Below are 24763 nucleotides of genomic sequence, written 5' to 3' on the forward strand. Positions count from 1 at the left end.
ATTTTTTCCATCTATAAGTTTATGATGAAGTTTAAGATAAATCAATATTCTTCTTCAATAATAACGCTTTTTTAGAGAGAGTTCTAATCTTTTTGTGGCATTTTTGTAAAATATGACTCTTTTATCGTTTGTCTGGTACGTGCGATTGCTAAAGAATTTTCAGGAACCGTATGTGTAATCGTTGATCCAGCAGCGATATAAGCATTTTTTTCTACAGTAACGGGCGCAATCAAGTTTGCGTTGCATCCTATAAAAGAATTGTCTCCAACAATGACTTTATGCTTTTGTTTTCCATCGTAATTAACAAAGATCGTTCCACATCCAACGTTGATATTTTCACCAAGTTCAGCGTCTCCAACATATGTCAAATGACCAATCTTTGTATTTTTACCAACTGTTGCTTTCTTAATTTCTACAAAGTTCCCGATATGAACAGATTCTTCTAATACAGTTTGCGGTCTCAAATGACTATTCGGTCCGATGTCACTATCATTCCCCATAATAGATTCTTCTAGCATTGAGCTGGTTACTTGGACTCGATCACCAACTGTGCTGTCTACAATAACAGAGTGAGCTCCAATGAATGCTTCGTCCCCAATCGTTGTCTCACCTTTCAAGTAAACACCTGGTTCAATCGTCGTATCTTGACCGATTTGAACATCACTTTCAATATACGTATTAGACGGATCTATAATCGAAACACCGTTACGCATATGTTTTTCGTTGATTCGTTCTTTCATGACTTTATTAGCTTGAGCAAGTGCCACACGGTCATTCACACCTAAAGCTTCGTCCATGTTGGCTAGCTGATACGCTTCAACTAGTTCATCTTGCTTTTTCAGAATTTCAATAACATCAGGAAGATAATACTCCCCCTGCACATTTTCATTTTTGACCATTTCCAACGCTTTAAAAAGCGCTTTGTTGTCGAAGCAATACGTACCTGTGTTGATTTCTTTTACTTTTGCTTCTTCATCTGTGGCATCTTTTTGCTCTACAATTTTCGTAACGCCTTCTTCTTCCGTACGAATGACACGACCGTACCCAAAAGGATTTTCTGCATAAGCTGTCAGCACTGTTGCTTTTGCCTGTTCTTTTTCGTGGAATTCTATTAGTCCTTCCAGCGTTTCAGCTGTAAGAAGAGGTGTATCTCCACAGATAACGAGTGTCGTACCTTCTTTATCTTTTAAGACAGAAGAAGCTTGTTTTACTGCATGAGCCGTTCCTAATTGTTCTTCCTGAAGCACATAGGCGCTTTTGTCTCCAAGATAATCTTGAACGGTTTCAGCTCCTACACCAGAAACGGTAACGATTTGGTCCATTCCAACGATCTGTGCTTGATCTACAACGTGTCCTACCATCGGTTTACCCATTACCGGGTGCATCACTTTATATAATTTTGATTTCATACGCGTGCCTTGTCCAGCGGCTAATATAACTGCATAACGATTACTCACAATCATTCTCCCATTCTACTATTCTGTTATTACTTGAACTATTTTTGTCCTCATATTTTACATTTATGTTTTATTACTTTAAAAGCTGTTTCACTAAAAACTTCAAAAATTTTGTTTTGAATACTGAATCTATCATACTTTACCTAACGATCCTTTTCAAGTTACGGAGTTGTTTCGTTTGTTTGAAAAGGGGAAGTTTTTTATACTGTAGTTATAGGACTTGACATATTTTAGTCACAATTAAGTGTTTTAGAGAATATTTCTCATTTTCTATTAAAATTTATAACTTACAATAGGAGGAAAATTCGTATGAAAAAAAATCAAACCGTTATTGGAAGCTACAAAACTGAAAAGGAAGTTATCAAAGTCGTCACCCGTTTAATGAGCGAAGGCTATTTGAAAGATGAAATCACATTATTCGCTAATCAAAAAAGAAGTGACTCCCTTAAAAATCCTGAGCATTTAGATGTAGCTGAGCCAGATATCAATGGCAATGATGCAGACCACGGAAATGAAAAATCTTTCTGGGATTCTATTAAAGATGCCTTTAAAGTAAGAGAAGATCACCATTTTGATGATCCCAATTACACAACTGAAGATGATTTGCTCCATCATTATAGAGATAATCTATCTTCAGGTGAGATTATTGTTGTTGTGAACAACTTCAAAGGACAAGGTTCTGATTCTTCAGCTGATCAGTCAGATTCTTCAGACGAAGTTCAAGACCTTTCACAAGCAACCGGAGCTATGGGTTCTATTGCTGGGTTTCCTGAAGAAGGTGCTGTCCAGGGGATGACTGATGGCGGACAACCACCTTTAGAGCCAGAACAATCTGAAGGTACCCCTCCAGAACTTGAGGATACAACGGCTCAAGCTGATGTAGACGACACTCAGAACAAAAGAGAAAAACGCATAAACGACGAACTCTAAAGCATATAAAAAAAGCTATGGAATAGCTCCATAGCTTTTTTGTCGTTTATAATGATGTCAAAAAGTTCCCCGGGACAACCTGTATCGTTCTATCTTCAACGTCTACACTCTTAACCTTAAGCAGTGCTGTATAGTTATCAATAGAACGCACCCCTTGATAAATATTTTCTGCAATTACAGTAGCTCCTACTAGTTCTGCATCGAATTCTTCTATCAAACTCTTCATGCCGTTCACTGTTCCTCCACCTTTAAGGAAATCGTCTACAATTAAGACTCTAGATCCCCTCTTAAGACTACGACGAGAGAGTTCCATCTTCTCCACTCTCTGTGAAGAAGATCCTGATACATAATTGATACTCACAGTGGATCCTTCTGTTACTTTTGAATCTCTACGGACAATCACAAAAGGTACATTTAGATAAGTCGCAACAGCTTGTGCAATCGGCACACCCTTAGTTGCAACAGTCATCACTGCATCGATTTTCTTATCCATATAAAACGACGCAATTACTCGTCCAATCTTTCTTAACCAGTCTGGCTGGCCAAGCATATCCGATAAGTAAACATATCCGCCCGGCAATAATCGTTCCGAATGATTTAGTTCTGCAGACAATTCCTCAATGAACGCTTCAATATCTTCTCTTTTCATTTTTGGTATGTATCTTGCACCACCAGCAGCTCCTGGAACTGTTTCGAGAATGCCGATACCTCTTTCTAAAAAGGTCTTTTTAACAATCGTCAAATCTTCACTTATACTCGATTTTGCAGACTCATATCTTTTTGAGAAAAACGTAAGCGATACTAACGTATGCGGATGCTCTAGCAAGTAATTGGTGATATCGATCAGTCTTTCACTTCTTTTTATCTTCAAACACGTACACCTCTTTTATTTAACGTACATTCAATTTCTACATTATCTATTCTACATCTTATTGTGTTAAAAACCTAGTTAATTCTTTGACATTTTTAGTAATTGTTCGGAAATTTAAAAAACAGTGCGCTTCACTACTGATTGACTCAATAGATAAAGCGCGCTGTTCTATTAAATTTATTTTGTTTCGATTTCAATCAGTAGATCATTCGTCTCGATTTGATCTCCCTCAGCCACGTATAAGTGTTCTATCGTACCTGAAATGCCTGATCGAATGGTTGTTTCCATTTTCATAGATTCGGTAATAATCACAGGTTCGCCTTTTTCGACTTTATCCCCACGACTGACCAATATCTGTAATACAGATCCAGGCATCGTTGCGCCAATATGACCTTTATCTGATAGTTCTGCTTTTTTGCGTACTGCTTTTGTATTAGTAATACTCTTATCTTTGATTTCTACTTGTCTGCCTTGACCATTCAATTCGAAATACAAGACTCTATTTCCTTCAGAATCCGGATCACCAATCTGATTCAACTTGATAATCAGTGTTTTACCTTTTTGGATACTAATTTCAATCTGTTCACCGGTTCTCATACCGTAGAAGAAGGAAGCTGTATCAAATTTTGTGATATCTCCATAAGTGTTCTGGAAAAAGATAAAATCTTTGAATACTTGTGGGTACATCGCATAGCTCAACATTTCTTCGATACTCGGTTCTCTTTCGAGGAAAACAGCCATTTCTTCTTTCAGTGCATTGAAATCTAGCGGCTCTCTATGATCCCCAGGACGCCCTTCAATGGGCTTTTGGCCATTCAGAATGATCTTCTGTAGTTCTTCAGGGAAACCACCTTCTGGTCTACCTAATTCTCCTTTAAAGAAGCTAACGACCGATTGTGGGTAGTTTAAACTGTTCCCTTTGTTGAAAATATCTTCTTCAGATAAATCATTTTGCACCATAAACAACGCCATATCTCCAACAACCTTAGAAGAAGGTGTCACTTTAACAATATCACCAAACATGTCGTTAACTACAGCATACATAGCCTTCAGATCGTCCCATCTATCTTCTAGACCAACGCCTTTTGCTTGTTGCTTCAAGTTTGTATACTGACCACCAGGCATTTGGTGTTTGTAAACTTCCGTTGAAGCTGCTGGCATTTTTTCTTCAAATACAGCATAAGATTTCCGGACATCTTCAAAGTATCTGTTAATATATTCAACGTTTTGGATATTAATTTCAGGCGCACGAGCTGTGTTCTCTAAAGCGTAATACAAACTGCCCATACTTGGTTGGCTTGTTTTTCCACTTAAAGCGCTTTGAGCCACGTCCACGATATCGACCCCAGCACGTATAGCTGCACCATAGGTATAGACGCCGTTTCCACTTGTATCGTGCATGTGCAAGTGAATCGGTACATCAACCGTTTCTTTTAGTTCCGAAATCAAACGATAGGCAGCATGTGGTTTTAGTAGTCCAGCCATATCTTTGATTGCGATAATATGGGCACCAACTTGCTCAAGTTCTTTTGCCATTTTCTTATAATAGTCCATCGTGTATTTTGTCTGTGATGGATCATTTAGATCTCCTGTGTAGCAAATCGTTGCTTCAGCAATCTTGTTGTTATCCCGGACATACTGAATACTTTTTTCCATCTGTGGAATCCAGTTCAAACTATCAAAAATTCTGAATACATCAATTCCGTTTTGTGCAGACACCTGAATAAACTTCTCCAAAACGTTGTCTGGATAGTTTTCGTAACCTACACCATTTGATCCTCTAAATAACATTTGGAATAAGGTATTTGGCATTTTCTTTCTAAGTTTGCTTAGTCTTTCCCATGGATCTTCATTCAAGAATCGATAAGCAACATCAAATGTCGCCCCGCCCCACATTTCAAGAGAGAATAATTCAGGAATCCCTTGTTCCATTTTATCTGCGATCTGAAGCATATCTTTTGTTCTCATTCGAGTTGCTAACAGACTTTGGTGCGCATCTCTGAATGTTGTATCTGTCAGTAAAACAGCATCCTTCTCATGAATCCATTTAGTAACGGCTTCAGGCCCTTGCTGATCAAGCAACGTTTTAGGTCTGATGATATCTTTTTCTGGAAGAATCAATTTCCCTGGCATTCTTGACGGTTTCAATGGTTCTTTATCTACCTTACCAATACCTGGAAATCCATTAACGGTAACGTTCCCGATATATTGTAGGGTTTTATTCCCTCTATCTTGTGTTTTAGGGAAAATATACAGTTCTGGTGTTTTATCAATAAAAGTTGTCGAAGCATTACCCGATATAAAATCTGGGTGTTTGACTACGTTAGCCAAGAAAGGAATATTCGTCTTGACTCCTCTGATACGGAATTCTTTCAAGACTCTTCCCATTTTCTGAACAGCACCAGCAAAATCCGTTGCATGAACAGATGCTTTAACAAGTAAAGAATCAAAGAACGGTGTGATCACTGAGCCTTGGAAGCCGTTTCCTGAATCTAAACGTACTCCAAAACCACCCGGAGAGCGGTACGTGTTGATTTTTCCTGTATCAGGATAAAATTGATTCAATGGATCTTCTGTAGTGATACGACATTGAATCGCCGCGCCAATCAATTTAATATCCTCTTGATGCGGAATCCCGACTTCTTTATGAAGATCCTTGCCTTGGGCAATTAAAATTTGTGATTGTACTATATCTATACCTGTAATCATTTCTGATATGGTATGTTCTACCTGAACTCTCGGGTTCACTTCGATGAAGAAGAAGTTCTCTCCTTCAAGTAGAAACTCAACAGTTCCTGCATTCACGTAATCTACATGTTTCATCAGTTTGACCGCTGTCTGACAGAGTTCTTCTCTGACTTCATCCGACAATGTAACACACGGTGCAACTTCTACAACTTTCTGGTGACGTCGTTGGACAGAGCAATCTCTTTCAAATAAATGAACAAGATTGCCATGGGTATCTCCAAGGATCTGTACTTCAATATGTTTAGGGTTTTGGATATAACGTTCAACGTAGATATCTCCACGACCAAAAGCAGCAATTGCCTCACTTTGAGCCCTCTTAAATCCATCAATTGCCTCTTCTTCGTTAAATGCCACACGCATACCACGTCCACCACCACCAAGAGCAGCCTTCATGATAATTGGATAGCCGTGCGTGTTCGCAAATTCCACAACTTCATCGACTGTATGAATAGCATCTTCAGTACCTGGTATTGTTGGAATACCTGCTTCTAATGCTACTTTTTTCGCTTTTAATTTATCTCCAAATACATCTAATTGATTCGTAGTGGGGCCAATGAATGTGATGCCTTCTTCTTGGCATCGCTTGGCAAAGTCCAAATTTTCTGATAAGAATCCATAACCTGGGTGAACAGCATCCGCACCAGCATCTTTAGCAATACGGATAAGGTCTTCTATATCTAGATAAGCATCTATTGGCTTTTTACCCTTTCCAACCAAGTAAGCTTCATCTGCTTTAAAACGATGAACACTTTTTTCATCTTCTTGAGCATATACACCTACTGTATCGATTCCTAATTCAGTCAAAGCCCGAAAAATTCGAATCGCTATTTCGCCTCTATTTGCTACGAGTACCTTTTCCAATTCCTTCACCTCTTACTCATTATTTCAAAACTATAACTCATGATTATCTTACCATTTTACCAGACATTTCTACATTTGGTATCAAAAACTTTTTGTTTTTTCTCTTTCAAAACCATTCGTTAAGACAGAATAAAAAAACAAGTTTTATTATTTGTTTAATTTAAAAATTAGATATAAGATAATTCTATCTTAAAAAAAGGAGGAAATACAATGAAACATTTGAAAGCTATCGTCATTAAATCAGTTGCGATTATTCTGATTTCATGGATTATTTTATCATTAATCTGGAATATCCCGCTTATGCATGCTGTAATTGGTGGTGCGATTGTTTCCGTAATGATTTATGTTATTGGAGACCTTTTAGTTTTAAGAAAAATTGGTAATATCGTTGCTACTGTTGTGGACATGGGTGGTGCCCTTGCAATTCTTTGGGGTTATCTATACCTTGCTTTAGGGGAAAGTTATTTCCTTGAAAGTCTAGTTGCTTCTGCTGGTATCGCAATCTTTGAATGGTTCTTTCACTCATGGTTGCTTAAGAGTCATGTTGTACCCGATGAACGTTCAATGAAATAAGTATAATCAGTTTAAAACAAAAAAAGACTAGCCTGTTATTGGTGCTTAAGCACTTCTAACTAAACTAGTCTTTTTCTTTTTTACTTCTCTACAAACTGAATCCCCGCGTAGGTATTCCCTAGCGATTTTTTAACCCATCTGACTTCTCCTATTTTCCCTATGATATTATTCTCAGGTGCATCTAAAAGAATACGGTCTTCTTTTTTAAGTTTTGCTTTTGTTTTGATTTGTGCGCCTTCTTCACTAAGGTCAACAACAGAGACTGAATATTTCAAATGCTGATATGTTAACAAACCATTTGTCTTGATTTTTTCTCGAAGGACCATCCGTGATTTGGAAGCCGGAGCTTTTTTCGATTGTTTGAAAAATCCAAGAGCTGTTGGTAAGAGCCCCGCTTTTTTGTAACTTTTTTCTCCAATATTACTTTTTGGATTGCTATAAATTGTCTGAATGACAAAACGATATTGTTCTTTATCCAAGGACTTGAATTGGATGCCTAGTTCCGTTTTACCGTCCTTGTTCTTATCCACCCAGCGTACTTCTGCGTTCAGTGCCGGGCCACCTTCCACAACAAAATCTACTGTGGACAGTTTTTCTTTGATTGCGTAAGTATCAATAGATAATCGTGCTCCATACTCGCTTAAATCCTCTATATTCGCTTGGATTCTCTGGTCTTTATCTGTAATGTTAGCTCCCTTAGTAATAACGAATCGTTCCGCTGTCCGGTAACGAGGGCGCTCAAAGAAAATCATAATCACTAGCAGTACTCCAGCTAGGTTATACAGCACCCAGAATAAGTTGATATAAACACTGTCTACTTGAAGATCTACAAGTTCTGGTGCAACTAAAGCTAGTATGACCCTGAAGATACCGATAACCGATAGAACAGCAAGAACAATATGGAACCAGCTGGATCTCCATAAAAATTGGCGCTCGTTCGTTTGAATGCCTTTTCTAGTCACATTGAACTTCCCATTCCCTTTCAGGAATATCTCTGAAAGAATTGCCCATGACATCGATGGTGCTAGTGCAGAATCATATACATTCGTCCACATCGTTGTTCGTTTTTTCTCAGAAATCAGATTTGCAAACACTTGAGAAGAAACAAAGGCTGGAACCCAGTATATCAGTAGATCAGTGAAAGTAGCATTGAGTACAACAATTCCAAATACCAAATAAAGAATAGGTGCAATGAGATAAACCAGTTTATAAAGACCAAAGAACCAATAATGAATGCCATCCATATAAAGAAGTTTCTGCATAAAGCTCAGGCCCTTGGTTTTTAGAGGATTCCACTTTCTTATAACCTGTATGTTCCCCCTACACCAACGGTCTCTTTGTTTCAATAAATCTTTGAACGTTTCAGGTGCTAACCCTACTGCGAGAACTTTGTTGACGAATACCGTTTCCCATCCACCGGCTTGAATCAACATTCCAGTCGCCATATCTTCTGTGATGACGCCAGTAGCAAATCCTCCGATTTCCTCCATAGTTTTCCGTCTGAACAATGCGTTACTCCCAATATACATCGTAGCATTGTAAATATCTTTCTTTTCCTCTAACTTCTGCATAAAGAAATCTTGCTCATTATTAATGCGGTCACCTGCAAACAAATTGAACTGGAAAGGATCATCATTATAAAACGCCTGAGGTGCCTGTACAAATCCGACTTTCTCATCCGAAAAATATCCTAGAGTTTCTTGCATGAAATTAGCTCTTGGAATCATATCTGCATCCATTGTTACAATGATTTCTCCAGTTGAAACATCCATGGCATGATTCAAGTTCCCTGCTTTAGCATGCTTATTGTCTTCTCTAGTCACATGACGCACACCTAATTCTTCACATAACACTCTCACATCTTCTCGTTTTCCATCATCACAGACGAGTATTTCATATAAGTCATCCGGATAATCCATTAACTGAGAAGCTACAATCGTTCTCCTAAGTAAATCTACTGGTTCATTATATGTTGCAATCATAATATCTACTGTCGGTAGTGTTTCGAAAGAAGAAAGGAAAACCTTTTTACGTTTGTTCTTTTTCCAGAATAACGTTGAGGTAATTAAACTCTGTATATACCCCATCCATTCTGTAAAGAGTAATGCCAGACCTGCGATGATACTCAAAACCGATATGGTTGGCAAGGTGCTTGTCGTTCTCCAGATAAGGTAAGAAAGCTGGAATCCTAAAAATAATACGATACTGACTCTCAAAACAGTCTGATTTTTCTTTCCAAAAAAGTAACAGCCTGACAAAATCAGTAATACAGTGGCTAGATAGATGATTTGATACGTAGTCATATTTTTCATCCTTTCGCTATATGTTTTACATCACAACGATAATACTTTATTTCTACCCGTCTCTTTCGCTTGGTAAAGTGCTACGTCGGCAAGTTCCACCATATTATCTGTTTGCTTAACAATTTCCGGATAACTCACATAGCCACATGAAATCGTCACCGACAGTTTTGTTTCGTCATCAACAGCAAACCGATGTCTTTCAACCCTACTTCTTATTGTCTCTGCCATTTCTTCTGCTTGTTCTTTTCTAAATAGAGGAAGAATGATGGCAAATTCTTCTCCACCCTTTCTGAATACAGAACCTTTATTTCCAACAACTTCTTCCATAATGCGTGAGATTTCCATCAAGACAAAGTCCCCAGCCGCATGACCATAAGTATCATTGATTCTTTTGAAGTGATCGATATCCAACATAACTAAAGATAACGGTTTACCTTTTTTGTTGGCCAATTCTTCAGAGTACTTCCAGATACTATCAAAATTTCTTACATTCTTTAAACCCGTTAGAAAATCAATCGTCGATTCATTTTCATATTTTCGGTACAAATACTCCGAGGTCCTCATGTAGTTCACTAACAGTATTGAAGACAAACCAGCAATTGACCCCATTACCCAGTAAGTAGGCGTCAGTGCTATTAAAATATTAAAGTCTCTAACAACATAATATAATAATAGTGAAATAACGACGTTGGAATAAATCACCATGTACATTCCACGTACAATGACACTATCTTCTTTTGGTGTAAATTTTTCAATAAAAATATAGCCTATGAATAAGCTAATCAGCATAACAACTGCCGAGTAAGACGATATATTGACACCATAAATAAATCTTATACAGGCTATAAAAATAACCGAAATAAAAGTAGGAACTTTCCCTATAAAAAGAAACATCAGTAAGATAGGGATGAATCTTAAGTCTACCAGCGTTTCCGTTCCTACTCGAATTGAAAAGTGCATCAGCGCCCACCCTAACAAGCCTCCACATAATCCATCGATTACATAAGACTTCCAGGCAGAGTGTGTTTCCTCACGAATACTCCATCTTATTTTCATATACGTAAAAATCAGTGCGATCATGATGTTGATATTAATGAAAAAATCTTCAAACATATCTTTTCTCCTTAATCTACAGTTATTATCTATACTCTCTATCATAACTTTTTAGATTGTAAAAGTCTGGTAAAAATAGATTTAATTATGACATTTTTGTATTCTCTATCTAAAAGAGAATCGTATCATTAAAGCTCTGAATGTACAAAAAATAAATCCCTACTTAGATAAAATCCTAAGCAGAGATTCATTATAAACTCATTCTTTTTATAGTTACTGGTTATTTTACTTCTCTAAACAAAGCTTTTCGTCTTAATTTTGGTGAATATTTTTTTAGTTCTATTCTTTCAGGATTATTACGCTTATTCTTTGTTGTAATATATTGTCTTTCTCCTGTTTCTGTACATTCTAAAGTGATATTTACTCTCATGACTTAACCTCCTATTTTTTTAAACCTCTGCGAATTCTTTTTGCTTCCTTTACGACTTGCAGTCCTCGTCTTGCTGTTTTTTTATTTGGACTTTTCATCATTCTTCTGGCTGTTGCTAAATCTTTTTTTTCGGGCATTTTGATAACTCCTTTCTATACGAATTCTGCCTTGACCATGCATTCTTGAAAAGATTGCTCTATTTCTTTTACAGGTAAATTTTTCCCTATAAACACTAAAACAGATGACCTTTCATATTTTCCCCACTGACTACCATGGGTGAATTCAAGCGCCATATTCACCCCTTGAAAAATGACTTTATGAGGGTCACCATATAAGTGAATAATGCCTTTATAACGTAACATATCCATATTAAATGTCACAATCAGTTCGTTCATCCATTCGTCGAACAGTATTGGATTTAAGGGTCTATCCGCTTGCAAAGATATCGTTACAATTCCGTGAGTATGGGCGTGGTCATGCTCATACTCATTATGATCGTGGTGCTTTTTTGGTGCTTTTTCTAATATATTTGTAGCATTAAACAAATACTTACCAAAAATTGAGTCAAAAGAAATATTCTCAATATCTAAAACATCTATTGTTGATCCGGGATTTATATTATTCAGTTTTCTTCGTAAGTACTTCTCTGTTTCAGAATCTACTTTTTCAGTCTTAGTGAGCCATAACTGATCGGCGAAAGCAATTTGGTCTACTGACTCTTCGTAATGCGCAATTTGGTGGAGAGCATTGGTAGAATCTACTAAAGTCATTACACTATCGATCACAAAATTTTCTTGTAAGAAAGGCATCCGGAAAAAAGTCTGTGCAATTGGCCCAGGTGCTGCCAGACCTGTTGTTTCAATCACAATACGATCAAACTCAATCTCTTTTTCTTCTGAAACTTCTAAAATTGAATGCAGTACATTGGATAAATCTGCCCTTAAAGAACAACATAAACAGCCATTATTCATTTGGAAGATTTCTTCTTCGCTGTTAATAACCAGTTGGTGATCAATACCTATCTCTCCGTACTCATTTACAATGACCGCTATACGCTCAGTATGGTTTTGTTTTAAAAGTTGATTGATTAAAGTGGTTTTACCAGATTCCAAGAATCCAGTGATAATTGTAACAGGTATTTTGTTCATCGAACCCATCCTTTATTTATCCATTACGGTTTATTTATTGGGATGTTTCACTCTACCAACTAGCTTTTTTAACTCCAGGAATTTTGCCTTCGTGAGCATATTTCCTGAAATTGATACGAGACAGTCCAAACTGACGCATATATCCATGCGGACGTCCATCTAGTCTATCGCGGTTTTGAAGTCTTGTAGGGGAAGCATCTCTTGGAAGTAAAGATAGTGCTTCATAGTCGCCTTTTTCTTTTAACTCTTTTCTAAGTGCTCCATATTTCTCAACTGTTCTCTGTTGTTTTTTCAGTTTTTCGATTTTGCTTTTTTTAGCCATTGTATTTTCCCTCCTACTCTAAATCGTAACGTTTACGATTTAAATATTACGCTATTTCTGTCCCTTCGTCAAGTCAATTTATTAATTTTTCTTACATTTATAGGCAAAAAAAAACACCAGCAAGTTGGTGTTCTCTTTTTGCCTATCATTAAATACGCTTAGTATCTGTATATACTCAATATTGAAATTATAATCATCGTTATCGCAATGGCCAACACGATTACATTATAGCTATTGCGAAGATAAATTGCCGTTTTCCATGGAGCTTGGTGGTTTATTGCTGTGCCTGCTAGCAACTTTTTCCTAGTAGACCATAGTTTGTACCAATCAATAGCAAATCCGATACACATGCTAAGCAACATAATCGAAAGTAAAAGTTCTGACCAGTCATTGAAACCCATATCCATCAATTGTTGGGTATCCCAAGACCGATAAAAACTATAGGCAAGTAACGAATTAACTATCAGCGATAGTACTGTTAAAATGCCTTGTTGGAACTCGAATTTTTTCAATGAATCGGCTTGTTCAACTGGATCAGTATGTAATTCTGGAATATCCTCAGATTCTGGGGACGCGTAGATACTGAAGTCTCCATAATGCGTCACTAAATCCCATCCGTTTTGGGCATAGAATATATCTTGTTCTGCTAAGTACTTTTTTCCACTATTGATATCTAATCGATAACGAATAAACTCTGGTTCATTTTTCTCAAACTTTGCCAATAATAAGCCAAATTTTTTCAAATGTAATCCTTGAGCGGACATATCATACAACCAACTTTCGAACTGCCCCATTTTGTAATAATCTGTCGGTCTAAGTTTATAAACAAATTTCCCCATTTTATTTTCCCCCTTCCAATTCACGCACGGTATCTTCAACCATCGCATTTAACCGATCAAATTCTTTATTCAATGCCTTTCTACCTTCTTTAGTTAATTTATACGTTTTTTTTGTACTTTCTTTCTCAATCAATACAATCAATGCATTTTTTTCCATACGAGATAAAATACCATATAGGGTTCCCGGACCCATTTTGATTCTTCCATCAGAAACTTCATTAACTGACTGCATCAACTGGTAGCCGTGGTTCGGTCTTAATAAAGATAATAGTATATAATACATGGCTTCCGTCATTGGTCCATCTTTATAAGCCATCTTGTAAACCTCCTTTTATATTAGTTATTATTATGTCACACGATATACCGCGTGACATAATAATAACCAATATCACTCTACAAGTAAATAAAAGAATCAGCACAGAATTCAATCTGCGCTGATTCTTTATCATTAAATATTGTTTGCTTGAATTCTAGACTTCACTTTATTGAAACTCAATGTCACAATAAATACAGCGATAAAGACTAACGTAACAGTCGCTCCAGGTGGCGTTCCAAATTGATAGGAAGACATTAGTCCAGTAATCATACCAAACACTGAAATTAAGATTCCAATAAGAATGACTCCTGTGAAACTTTTACTTAATCTCATAGAAATCGCTGCCGGCAAAACGATAATTGCGGATACGAGCAATGCTCCAACAATCGGCATGATGATCGCTATCGTGATTCCTGTTAATACATTAAACAAAATAGACATGACTTTAATCGGCAGGCCGGCAGTGAAGGCCGTCTCTTCATCAAAAGTCAGAATGTACATCGGTTTACGAAACACGATGTATAAAATTAATATGACGATCGTTAAAATTAAAAGCATCCAAATCTGTTGCTGACTAATCGTTACGATGGATCCAAAGAGAAACTGATCAATACTCACAGTCCCACCACCATTATTGAGTCCCATTAGGACAAGCGCAACGGCCATACCACCCGACATTAAAATTGCAATTGAGATTTCTGAATAAGATCGATAAATAATTCTCAAGTATTCTAAAAGAATTGCAACTCCTACTACGACTAATAGATTTGTAATTGTTGGATTCACTCCCATAAGCATTCCTAATGCCACACCTGCAAGGGACACGTGTGATAAGGTATCTGCCATCAGTGATTGTCTACGTAAGATTAAAAACAGACCTAGAATCGGAGCAATCAGTGAGATAAGGAATGATGCTTGGAAGGCTCTTTGCATGAATCCATAGAAAAACATCTCCAAGGTGAATCCTCCTTTCTAATCAACTCAATGTGTTTGTCCACGTACTGTTTAAGTTCTTCGTGATCGTGCGTAACCATAAGGACACCTTTACCATGAACTTCACTATTATGTTTTAAGAGTTTGTAGAATTCTTCTCTAGACTCTACATCCATTCCAGTAGTCGGTTCATCCAGTACGAATAAGTCTGGATCGGTTGCAAATATGCGTGCAATAGAAATTCTCTGCTTTTGACCACCCGATAATTCTCCAATTTTTTTATGTCTCATATCCCACATTCCAACAGATTCAAGGGAGCGACGAACATGTTCTTTGTCTTCTTTGTCTAATTTCTTGAACCATCTTCCTCTTGGATAACGACCAGATTGTACTAGTTCAAGAACTGTACTAGGAAACCCTGCATTGAAGGACGCAACTTGTTGTGGAACGTACCCAACGACAAGTTTTGTCCCCCATCTATTTTTTTTAGATAACTGTACGCTCCCTTTCGTTGGTTTCAGTAAACCCAAAATATTTCTGAGCAATGTCGTTTTTGCTGCACCATTTTCTCCTGTCAGCATAACAAATTCGCCAGAGTTTACTTGAAATGAAATATTATCTAATACTGGTTCATTTTCATAATGGAAAGCAAGATTATCTACTTCTATATAATGCATCTTTACACCCTCTCTACAAACGCCTAAGTTCTCTTCGGTATTCTACTTTAATACTCGTGTCAATGCAATACAATACTAATCTAAACGGAACAAAAGGACAAACGCCTTAAAGTCAGTTGACCCAAAGCGTTGCCCTGTTTTGTCTCGTTTTTATTAGTTTATACTTAATTTTAGAGATTCAATATTTTCTCTCATAGCATCAATATATCCTAGATCTTCAGATTGTAGTTCTTCGGATAAACTTTCCAAGTCATGCAGTACAGCTGTTTCTGTTCCTGTTTCTGTTGCTACTGTTTGAGCAATAGAAGACTTTGCACCTTGTTGATAATAAATGACTGGTACATTGTTTTCCTGAACCAAATCACCAATTTCAGCAATTCTTGCTGGACTTGGTTCTACTTCTGTAGACAGCCCACCAATGGCTACCTGTTCCAAGTCGTATCTTTCAGCAATATATCCGAATGCTTGATGTTGAACTACAAACACGCGGTTTTCAGCACCTTCAAACGCCTCTTGAAATTCTTGGTCTAAAGCTTGAAGTTCCGAATTAAAACTCGCTGCATTTTCAGTGTACACTGATTCGCCCTCAGGATCGATTTCAATCAATGCGTCTCTGATTCCGTTAACTTGTTCTTGTACAAATACTGGATCTAACCAGCTATGTGGATCTTCATTTTCGTGGTTATCTACCATTACACTAATCGTTCCTGTGTTTGCAACTTCGTTACCTTCGTCATCAAGTCCAACGCCTTGGATTTCAAAGTTTTCACTTTCAACAGTCGCATCAAATGCTTCTGTTGTTTGGGTTGCGTCAACTGCCCACTCTGCTGATTCGTCTTGACGTGTTGACCATTGCCATTCTGCAATATCTTCTTGTGTTTCTACTTTTAAGGTAACCGCATCTCCAGTGTGATAATGTCCAGCTAATCCAGCAACTTCAAGACCTTCTGAACCACCACTCACTTCGCCGTGTTCATGGTCGTGTGCTTCGCTTTCATTGTGTTCGTGGTCGTCCGCATCGTCTTCTCCATGTTCGTGGTCGTGTACTTCACCCTCATTGTGTTCGTGGTCGTCCGCATCTTCTTCACCATGTTCGTGGTCGTGTGCTTCACCTTCACTGTGATCTTCGCCATGATTATCTACTTCTATCATAAGAGGTTCAGATTCAGCAAACACATCATGGTCGTCTCCAAACAATACTGCTTGAACTTCAAAACTCTCTCCTGGCACTTCGTAAGTCAATTCTGAACCGAATTCATCAGAAATTGTTTCCCATTCTGCGTTTTCATCTTCACGTGTATACCAGTGCCAATGATCTAAAGTAGTCTCTTCTTCTACAGTTGCTGTCAACTCAATACTATCTCCAGTATGATAATGTCCAGAAGCACCTTCAATCGTTACATTTCCGGATTCCTCAGTACCTTTACTGTTCTGGTCTTCAGTATCTAAAACAGCCCCATCAGATGCACTTAGAATCATCAGGTCATCATTGTCAATCGTATCAAATAAACTTTCTGTCCAACTTTCCATACTATCACTACTGTAAACAAATAAATCTGCTTCATTTACTGCTGCGACATCTTGAGCACTTGGCTCGTAATGATGTGCGTCATCTCCACCACCAACCATTAGACGAATGTCTGCACGATCTCCTGCTACTTGTTTAGTGAACTCATACATTGGATAAAAAGATGTAACGATAGATACTTCTGCTTCTTCATTTGTATCTGCATCTGAATTCTGACCAGATCCTTGCGGCGCGCAGGCAAAAAGCGTAGTTGCTGCTGTCAGCCCAATCATTGCCGAAGCTAAACGTTTATGTTTCATATAAAAGTCTCCTTTGACCGTTATCGTTAAAATTCCTTTTTGTTCAAATAGAAAGCCACTTTCAAAACCTTATTGAAAGCAGCTGAATTTTTATCTACTAGTTTTAATAATCGTACACATTACGATTTAAAAGATATCATAGATAGGCACCCTAAGTCAATTTTATATTGAACTCTTTTTAGTGTGCCAACATATCTTGAACAATACCTGCTTCATCTAACTCTGAAGGGTAGTACGTTGGCCAGTGTTCCATCTCTTCTAACAATTCTGAACGGTCATCTCCCCAGTATAAATGATAGTGATGTGCTTTTTCAGAAGAAATATCGTGGTCACTGAATTGAATATATTCAGGCATTTCGTCAGAACCATTCACTTTATTAAAAACGAATCGTACGCCTCGGTTACCTTTTTCGTATGTTAAGATTTCATAACCATCATAATCATAGTCTGCAGTCATTTCTGTTCCGTCTTCTTGATAGAACGTAAAGCTATCTTCGTCAATGACCATGCGATCTACATCTGTAATATACCCTTCTGTGTAATACTCTTTATATTCTTGAGCATTCATTGAATCACTCTTATCTGCTTTAGCTTCAAATACTTCATCCAAAGCGCCTGATTCTAAATAAGGATAAACGGATTGCCAGTCTCCTGCCCAATCTGATAACGGACGATCTCCGACTTCAGCATTATAGAAGAAACCATTATAAATTCTTCTACCCACTTCGTCATTAGCACCGTGATCATCAATCTCAACTTCTACTGCTTCCGATTCAACTAGTAACTCATCATTAGAATCCAAAAGTTCAGCTTTAATCTGTACACCTGATTCTGTTGCTTCTCTTGAAAAAGTATCTGAATTCAGTCCAGCTATAGGTGACCAATCACTCGCTTCAGCATCTTTCATATACCATTGCCAATTGTTTTCATTTGTTTCCGTATCCGTTACAGCCGTTAATTCTATTTCATCCCCTGTATGATAGTGATGCGCTAATCCTTCGATAGCAACTGAACTAGGTGTAGTTGCATTCTCTTCTGTTTGTTCTTCCGCAGGTTCTTCTGTAGAATCTGCACTTGTGCTATCCTGGCATGCCGCCATTAGCATTCCTAAAGACACGATACCAGACATTTTCAAAATCTTATTCATTTATGTACTCATCCTTTTCTATTTTTTAAATCGTAACCATTACGATGTATAACACTATATTATTTTTCAAATCTTGTCAACATTTTTTAGACAAAAAAATTGAACCTCTATTTGAAGTTCAATTTGTAAGTTCTGTCACTTTAAGGTTCTGACTAAATAGACTTCCTTACAGAACCCATTGAGTCCGTTTACAATTCTTTGCGCTTTTGAGCGTTGCTGTGTTAATCCGTATACTGTAGGTCCTGTTCCGCTCATTACTGCTACGTCAGCCCCAAAAGACTCCATTTTTTCTTTTATTCTTTTAATCATCGGATATTTTTTAGCAGAGACTTCTTCTAGAGCGTTACCGGCAAGCTGCACGACTTCTTGATAACGATGAGAATTGATTGCTTCAATCATTTTATGATGGTCGTAAGTTGGAATTGCGGAAAAATCCAGTTCTTCAAAAACCGTCCAACTTGAAATTCCTTTAGGTGGCTTAACCACGATAACCCAGCATTGAGGGAAATCACCGATAAGCTGAATTACTTCTCCTTTACCAGTCGCGTAGGCTGTCTTACCGTAGATACAAAAAGGTACATCTGATCCTAGCTCTTTCCCAATGTCTGATAACTCTTCTAAAGACAGCCTCAAATTCCAGAGTCTATTTAGCCCCCTTAAAGTAGCTGCCGCATCGCTACTTCCACCGCCTAACCCCGCTGCAATAGGTATGTTTTTTTCGATTACAATATGGACGCCTCTTTTAATTCCATAGCGTTCTTTTAGTAAATTTACAGCTTTATAAACTATATTCTTTTTGTTTAAAGGCATATAGGCCGAATTGGAAGATAAAGAAATAATGTCTTCATTCAATTGAGTGAATGTCAGTCTATCGGATAAATCAATCGATGTCATGATCAGTCTCATTTCATGAAAGCCGTCTTTCCTTCTGTCGATCACATTTAAAGTTAAATTTATTTTCGCAGGCGCTTTTTCATTGATTTCCAAGTTCTCCCTCCTTTTTAATATCACGAAAAATCTAATTATCTCTATCTTAAAGGATATGCTCTAGAATTTAAAAAATTTTACTTCAACATATTTGAATCTTTATCTAAAATTCTAACGACACTTGACAACTATGCTATACTAAACACAAATCGTAATAATTACGTTTTAAAGATTAGGAGTGAGTTTTTGGATACTATATTTATCATCGTTTGTATTTTGATCATGTGGCCCATGTTGTTTAGTGTTCCTGTTTTATATGGTAGTAGTTCTAAGAAAGAAAAAACTAGCGATACATTGATTATGACTTCAATTGGTTTATTCGTAGCTTTTCTTGCTTGGGTATCATTTGGATATTTTTTAGTGTTTAATTTAAGTTCGTCTTTATTCGAAGGATTTTTTTCTTATGTTATGGCTTTACAAAGAGGAGACAACGAATTAATACTTGAAGTTGTGTTGCAAGGATGTTTTTTCTTATATGCAGCTGGAATGTTCATTGGTACCCTAATTCATAAAGTGGAATGGAAGTTTTTTGCTTTGTTTATTCCTATATGGTTGCTTGTTGTCTATGTTCCCTCGGCATTCTTGCTATGGAATGAACAAGGGTTTTTAAACCAGATAGGTGCTTTAGATTTCTCAGGAGGACTAGTTGTTCATCTTACAGCCGGTACAACTAGCTTAATTTTATCTAGAACATTTAAAGAGGGTGTTTTAGAAGTACCGGATAGACATTCGAATATGATTATCAACTACATCGCGACTACCCTAATCTGTTTCGGCTGGTTCGGCTTCAATCTTGGTCCTTTAGGTTCAGCAAGTACTTTTTCTGGGCTTATTATTCTAAACACTATCTTAGCTATTTCAGGTGGAATTCTTGGCTACTTAATCATACAAAAATCCTCGCTAACTAGCGAAGATGTCCTTACTGGAATGATTGTGGGATTGGTGACTAGCACTGCACTGGTTGGATACGCTTCTCCTATTATGTTGTTTATCGTGCCGCTCATTAGTGGAGTCGTGACTTGTCATTTACGAAAGCTAACTTATTTTAATGATCCGGTTGATTCATTTGTTTTAAATGGAATAGGTGGAATCATCGGCACTTTAGGACTAATTCTTTTTGCTAATCCATTATTTACTCCTGCTGGCCAAACAGGATTACTACTTGGTGGTCACTTCACCTTTGCCCTGAGCCAAGTGTTCGCTCTTCTAATCATTTTCGCTTTAGCTACTATCGGAGCACAAATTTCTGTTACGCTAACAAATCTCATTTATTCAAGAAAGAAGGTCGTAATTTATGAAAATCAATAAACTCGTGACTATTATCGGTGCCGGCCCCGCTGGTATCGGCACCGCTACTGCTTTGTTGAGACTAGGCATTGAAGACATTCAAGTTATTGATAAAGGTGAAATTGGTCAATCATTCTTAGATTGGAATACGAAAACAAGATTTATATCTCCATCGTTCAACACAAATGGGTTTGGGTTCCCCGATATGAATGCCATTACTCCAGATACTTCTCCAGGTTACTATGCAGATTCAGAACATCTTTCTGGAGAATCTTATGCGGAATACCTTACAGAAGTTGCTCAATACTTTAACGTCCCAGTTTCGACAAATGAAATGATAGAAAAAATTGAGAAACAAGAGAATGGTTACATCGTTTACGGCGAATTTAACACCTACCATTCTACTTATCTGATTACAGCGTTAGGGGATGTTTCTTACCCTGATCAAAAAAATATATCTGGGTATGAATATGGATTACGGTACACAGAACTAGGAGACTATACTCGTTTTGCTGACCAAGAAGAGGTTGCTATTATCGGAGGAAATGAATCTGGTTTTGATGCTGCAATTCAATTGGCTAAAATGAATATTAAATCAACTATTTACACAAGCAATGCAGGAATTGATTCCGAGTCTTCAGATCCAAGCCAATCTCTGTCTCTTTACACGAGAGAACGTTACCGAGAAGTAGCTGACTTCATTACTATCTATACTGACATTCGAATTAAAGAGATTACTACTGTTAAAAATCAGTATATTTTAATATCTGAAGAAGATGAAACTTTCTCTATTCCAAGTAAGCCCATCATCGCCACAGGTTTTTCAAACGTTCAATCACCCTTGATTGAAAACTTGTTTGATATCGATGAGGACCGTGCAGTGTTAAATTTATATGATGAGTCAACGATTTCTAAAAACTTATTCATGGTCGGTTCTCAGGTTGAACACGATGGCGTTATCCTTTGTTTCATCTACAAGTATCGCCAGCGATTTGCCTATATCGCCAACGAGATTGCTCGCAGAGCTTCTCTTCCTGTTAATCCTTTAGCTTTACAACTTTACAAAGATTATCAAATGTTTTTGGAAGACCTGTCTTGCTGTGACACAGATTGCGCATGCTAAATGATTCTTTCCAATGAAATTTTATTAAAGACTCTCTTTGTATCCATTCGTTCTCAATACCATTTGTTTCTGATAAACTAGAAACTAAGAAGATGAAGGAGCTGGATGATATGAATCGTGGTCTATTACATCACCTGGAACTGTATGTATCGAACTTGGAACAATCCGTTCAATTTTGGGGCTGGCTACTAGAGGATTTGGGGTATTCACCCTATCAGAAATGGGCACAAGGACAAAGCTGGAAGCTAGCAGATACTTATCTCGTTTTTATACAAGTAGAAGAACGGTTTTTAGATGTTCCTTACCATAGGTGCCGAGTAGGACTAAACCACTTAGCTTTTCATGCTCAATCAACAGAACATGTTGATCAACTTACACAAAAATTAAAAGAAAAGCAGATACCTGTTCTTTATTCGAAAACACACCCATTCGCAGGAGGGGAATCACATTACGCTGTTTATTTTGAAGATCCCGATAGAATAAAAGTTGAACTTGTAGCACCATAAAGAAAAGCCATCCGATTTCAGGATAATCCCCTGAAATCGGATGGCTTTATGTTAGTTGAGATATGTACGAGTTGCAGCTTAGCTTATAAAAAAAGCAAGTCAAAAATGAGACTTACTTTCATCAAACTAATTCACTTTAAAGTTCGCTACCTAAAAATTCTAGTTCAACTGTCTGTGTTAAAACATCGGCATAACTATATGAAACACGTTCATAAGCATTTTCTTCTTTGTTTAATTCAACAATGAACACGGCAGGAAATGTGTCTGTCAGTATTCCTTTGCGTTCCGTCGTCTTTTTCCGTCCGGCTTGAGCTGTCAATTTAATTTCTTTCCCTAATTGACCGTCAAGATTTTGCTTTATACTTGCTATAGTAATTGGCATAATCGACTCACCTCACAAAGTTATAAACGTAGTATACCACATAAACACGAAAATTAAAAGAACATTTGAAAATAAAGACCAAATTCAAATTATACGTTACAAAATGACAAATCTTTAATAATCTAACTACCTTGTCATTTTGACTATGTCTAATCTCTTTTTCCCCTCCAATTATTCCGTATTATTTTAGCATGGACTATTACTATATATTTCTTTTCTTCATTTCATAAACGATCTATTTCCTTGTTATATAGACAATTTACGATAATCTTATACTCTTTACTTAAACTTTACAGTTACCTTTATAACGTTCTCTAGTTAATATGGTCGGTTTAAATTTAGTAGTCTTTACTTCTTATTATTTGACTTTTTTATTATACTAAGCTTTGATTTTCGTACTAAGCTTCTATTCAACTTCTTATTTATTTCGATTGAAATCAAGAAATCCGAACATTCTTTATTCAAATCATACGAAAAACCCTTTCGTTCCGTTCGTTCGTATATAATCAACAAAAAATACCCACCCCGCTATTAGACAACGCTGCCTAGATAGTGAGATGAGTATATGTGATTAATTCTTTTGATTGTTTTGCATAACTAGATTCTGTTCAACGAGCGCATCAGCAAGCTTTCCAAATTCTTTTAATGATAATGTTTCTCCTCTTCTTTTAGGATCAATTCCAGCTTGGTCCAACGCGACTTGAAGTTTTTCCTTTATTTCCGGTTCTTTCCCGTAAGCTACTTGAAGATTATTCCATAAGGTTTTTCTTCTTTGAACAAAAGCGGAACGAGCTACTTGGAAAAAGACGGTTTCGTCTTTCACAATAACTTCTGCATCTTTTTTGCGCGTCAGTTTAATGACTGCTGACTCTACATTTGGCTGAGGAGTAAACACTGTTTTAGGTACGATAAGCGCTACTTCTGCATCCATATAATATTGAACAGCAATTGAAAGCGAGCCATAAGCTTTTGTTCCTGGACTTGCGGATAAACGATTTGCTACTTCTTTTTGCATCATCAGGACTAGACCATCGATTGGCAATGATGATTCTAAAAAATTCATGATAATCGGTGTAGTGATGTAATAAGGTAAATTAGCAATTACGACCACTTTTTCTGCATCTTTTAAATATTCTTCTTGAAAGATTTTCAAATCTACTTTCAAAATATCTTGATTAATCACTTTGATATTTGAATATGGAGACAACGTATCTTTCAGAACTGGAAGCAGACGATGATCAATCTCAAAAGCGATGACTTCTTTTGCTTGCTTAGCAATTTGTTCAGTCAGAGCGCCAATCCCAGGTCCTATCTCTATTACAGTTGTACGTTCATCAACTTCACCAGCGTGGACAATTTTTTCCAAAATATTCGTATCAACAATAAAGTTTTGTCCGAGACTTTTCTTGGCAGCTAAACGGTATTTATCCAGTATCGCCTTTGTTCTAGCGGGTGTGGCAATTTCTTTATATTCCTCCATTTGCTTCCTCCTTTCGTATTTTCATCAGTGTTTTTTCGACTTCTTCCTGAGTAATACCAAACATGTTCAACCTTTTTTCTAGCTGTTTACCATTAGTATACCCAATTCTTAATTCGTTGCCCAATTTAATTCTGAGCTCTTTGGAGTTTGGTTTTCCAATCAGACCTTCGCTTAAAAGAAATTTCTTATCAATAGCTGGGAGCTTATCTATACGTTCACCATATAATCCATCTAGTGCTTTTTGGATGGTTTCAACGGACGCATGCTCAATGCCCAAGCTACCTTTTTTGTTTGGCCGAGCTTCATCCCGGTTCAAAAAAGCATGCTTTACGCCAGGTATTTTCCTAGAAATGATCTTGCGAATTTTTTCTCCTGGCACGTCAGGATCTGTAAAGACAATGACGCCTCGCGTCTCTTGTGCAAGCGCGATCCTCTCCAAGATTTCTTCATTTATAGCAGACCCATTCGTTTCGATCGTATCCGCATTAACGGCTAGTTGAATTCTTTTCGTATCATCTCTTCCTTCAACGACGATCATTTCTTTTATTTTTTTCAACTCACGA

24 protein-coding genes are annotated in these 24763 nt (G+C 37.2%); 5 read left to right on the plus strand and 19 right to left on the minus strand.

Translation table 11 applies throughout. The features are described 5' to 3' along the window. Nucleotides 1-83: 83 nt before the first annotated feature. Nucleotides 84-1457, minus strand: coding sequence for a bifunctional UDP-N-acetylglucosamine diphosphorylase/glucosamine-1-phosphate N-acetyltransferase GlmU (gene glmU / locus VXN63_RS05145; RefSeq protein ID WP_327756913.1), 1374 nt, complete (start codon nt 1455-1457; stop codon nt 84-86). A 309-nt stretch (nt 1458-1766) separates the two neighbouring features. Here glmU and VXN63_RS05150 point away from each other — a divergent pair, with 309 nt between their 5' ends. Beyond that, nucleotides 1767-2387 carry a general stress protein gene (locus VXN63_RS05150; protein WP_327756914.1) on the plus strand — a complete coding sequence of 207 codons (621 nt, stop codon included), beginning with the start codon at nt 1767-1769 and terminating at the stop codon, nt 2385-2387. A 46-nt stretch (nt 2388-2433) separates the two neighbouring features. Here the strand turns inward: VXN63_RS05150 and purR are convergent, their stop codons facing one another. Continuing rightward, on the minus strand, nt 2434-3258 hold the full coding sequence (gene purR, locus VXN63_RS05155; protein ID WP_225744708.1) for a pur operon repressor: 825 nt from the start codon (nt 3256-3258) through the stop codon (nt 2434-2436). Nucleotides 3259-3435: 177 nt separating this feature from the next. Further along, entirely contained in the window at nt 3436-6867 is a 3432-nt protein-coding gene (locus tag VXN63_RS05160) for a pyruvate carboxylase (protein WP_327756916.1), read from the minus strand. Nucleotides 6868-7077: 210 nt separating this feature from the next. Here VXN63_RS05160 and VXN63_RS05165 point away from each other — a divergent pair, with 210 nt between their 5' ends. Further along, complete coding sequence (locus VXN63_RS05165) at nt 7078-7440, plus strand: DUF2512 family protein (protein ID WP_327756917.1); 363 nt, start codon at nt 7078-7080, stop codon at nt 7438-7440. 80 nt (nt 7441-7520) lie between these two features. Here VXN63_RS05165 and VXN63_RS05170 read toward each other — a convergent pair whose 3' ends face one another. From VXN63_RS05170 to ispE, 13 genes are all read right to left on the minus strand, one after another. Further along, entirely contained in the window at nt 7521-9743 is a 2223-nt protein-coding gene (locus VXN63_RS05170; protein WP_327756919.1) for a glycosyltransferase, read from the minus strand. A gap of 30 nt (nt 9744-9773) precedes the next feature. Beyond that, nucleotides 9774-10856 carry a GGDEF domain-containing protein gene (locus VXN63_RS05175; RefSeq protein ID WP_327756920.1) on the minus strand — a complete coding sequence of 361 codons (1083 nt, stop codon included), beginning with the start codon at nt 10854-10856 and terminating at the stop codon, nt 9774-9776. 220 nt (nt 10857-11076) lie between these two features. Continuing rightward, nucleotides 11077-11226 carry a 50S ribosomal protein L33 gene (rpmG, locus tag VXN63_RS05180; RefSeq protein WP_327756921.1) on the minus strand — a complete coding sequence of 50 codons (150 nt, stop codon included), beginning with the start codon at nt 11224-11226 and terminating at the stop codon, nt 11077-11079. Nucleotides 11227-11237: 11 nt separating this feature from the next. After that, nucleotides 11238-11363 carry a putative metal homeostasis protein gene (locus tag VXN63_RS05185; protein WP_327756922.1) on the minus strand — a complete coding sequence of 42 codons (126 nt, stop codon included), beginning with the start codon at nt 11361-11363 and terminating at the stop codon, nt 11238-11240. Nucleotides 11364-11378: 15 nt separating this feature from the next. Further along, nucleotides 11379-12374 (minus strand): CobW family GTP-binding protein, encoded by a 996-nt coding sequence (locus tag VXN63_RS05190; protein WP_327756923.1) that lies wholly within the window; start codon nt 12372-12374, stop codon nt 11379-11381. A 52-nt stretch (nt 12375-12426) separates the two neighbouring features. Next, nucleotides 12427-12696 carry a 30S ribosomal protein S14 gene (gene rpsN, locus VXN63_RS05195; protein ID WP_327756925.1) on the minus strand — a complete coding sequence of 90 codons (270 nt, stop codon included), beginning with the start codon at nt 12694-12696 and terminating at the stop codon, nt 12427-12429. A 158-nt stretch (nt 12697-12854) separates the two neighbouring features. Beyond that, nucleotides 12855-13535 (minus strand): DUF2812 domain-containing protein, encoded by a 681-nt coding sequence (locus tag VXN63_RS05200; RefSeq protein WP_327756926.1) that lies wholly within the window; start codon nt 13533-13535, stop codon nt 12855-12857. 1 nt (nt 13536) lies between these two features. Beyond that, nucleotides 13537-13851, minus strand: a complete 315-nt coding sequence (locus VXN63_RS05205; protein WP_327756927.1) for a PadR family transcriptional regulator — start codon at nt 13849-13851, stop codon at nt 13537-13539. 132 nt (nt 13852-13983) lie between these two features. Beyond that, nucleotides 13984-14808 carry a metal ABC transporter permease gene (locus VXN63_RS05210; protein ID WP_327756928.1) on the minus strand — a complete coding sequence of 275 codons (825 nt, stop codon included), beginning with the start codon at nt 14806-14808 and terminating at the stop codon, nt 13984-13986. Continuing rightward, the gene (locus tag VXN63_RS05215) at nt 14745-15461 is read right to left on the minus strand and encodes a metal ABC transporter ATP-binding protein (RefSeq protein ID WP_327756929.1); all 717 of its coding nucleotides are present in this window, start codon (nt 15459-15461) and stop codon (nt 14745-14747) included. The genes VXN63_RS05210 and VXN63_RS05215 overlap by 64 nt, the downstream gene beginning before the upstream one ends. A gap of 153 nt (nt 15462-15614) precedes the next feature. Beyond that, nucleotides 15615-17288, minus strand: a complete 1674-nt coding sequence (locus VXN63_RS05220) for a metal ABC transporter solute-binding protein, Zn/Mn family (protein WP_327756930.1) — start codon at nt 17286-17288, stop codon at nt 15615-15617. Nucleotides 17289-17466: 178 nt separating this feature from the next. Further along, a complete protein-coding gene (locus VXN63_RS05225; RefSeq protein ID WP_327756931.1) occupies nt 17467-18435 on the minus strand; it encodes a ZinT family metal-binding protein in 969 nt (322 codons plus the stop codon). A gap of 135 nt (nt 18436-18570) precedes the next feature. Continuing rightward, nucleotides 18571-19422 carry a 4-(cytidine 5'-diphospho)-2-C-methyl-D-erythritol kinase gene (gene ispE, locus VXN63_RS05230; RefSeq protein ID WP_327756933.1) on the minus strand — a complete coding sequence of 284 codons (852 nt, stop codon included), beginning with the start codon at nt 19420-19422 and terminating at the stop codon, nt 18571-18573. Between the two features lie 186 nt (nt 19423-19608). Here ispE and VXN63_RS05235 point away from each other — a divergent pair, with 186 nt between their 5' ends. The 3 genes from VXN63_RS05235 (at nt 19609) to VXN63_RS05245 (ending at nt 22338) form a co-directional block, all read left to right on the plus strand. After that, a complete protein-coding gene (locus VXN63_RS05235; RefSeq protein WP_327756934.1) occupies nt 19609-20730 on the plus strand; it encodes a hypothetical protein in 1122 nt (373 codons plus the stop codon). After that, nucleotides 20717-21832 (plus strand): NAD(P)/FAD-dependent oxidoreductase, encoded by a 1116-nt coding sequence (locus VXN63_RS05240; protein WP_327756935.1) that lies wholly within the window; start codon nt 20717-20719, stop codon nt 21830-21832. The genes VXN63_RS05235 and VXN63_RS05240 overlap by 14 nt, the downstream gene beginning before the upstream one ends. Nucleotides 21833-21942: 110 nt before the next feature. Then, nucleotides 21943-22338 carry a VOC family protein gene (locus VXN63_RS05245; RefSeq protein ID WP_327756936.1) on the plus strand — a complete coding sequence of 132 codons (396 nt, stop codon included), beginning with the start codon at nt 21943-21945 and terminating at the stop codon, nt 22336-22338. A gap of 136 nt (nt 22339-22474) precedes the next feature. Here the strand turns inward: VXN63_RS05245 and VXN63_RS05250 are convergent, their stop codons facing one another. The 3 genes from VXN63_RS05250 to rnmV form a co-directional block, all read right to left on the minus strand. Beyond that, a complete protein-coding gene (locus VXN63_RS05250) occupies nt 22475-22720 on the minus strand; it encodes a Veg family protein (RefSeq protein ID WP_225744723.1) in 246 nt (81 codons plus the stop codon). Nucleotides 22721-23291: 571 nt separating this feature from the next. After that, entirely contained in the window at nt 23292-24200 is a 909-nt protein-coding gene (gene rsmA / locus VXN63_RS05255) for a 16S rRNA (adenine(1518)-N(6)/adenine(1519)-N(6))-dimethyltransferase RsmA (RefSeq protein WP_327756937.1), read from the minus strand. Then, on the minus strand, nt 24187-24738 hold the full coding sequence (gene rnmV / locus VXN63_RS05260) for a ribonuclease M5 (protein ID WP_327757165.1): 552 nt from the start codon (nt 24736-24738) through the stop codon (nt 24187-24189). Before rnmV ends, rsmA begins: the two co-directional genes overlap by 14 nt. Nucleotides 24739-24763: the final 25 nt, after the last annotated feature.

Source organism: Marinilactibacillus sp. XAAS-LB27, from assembly GCF_036039175.1.
GTDB lineage: Bacteria > Bacillota > Bacilli > Lactobacillales > Carnobacteriaceae_A > Marinilactibacillus.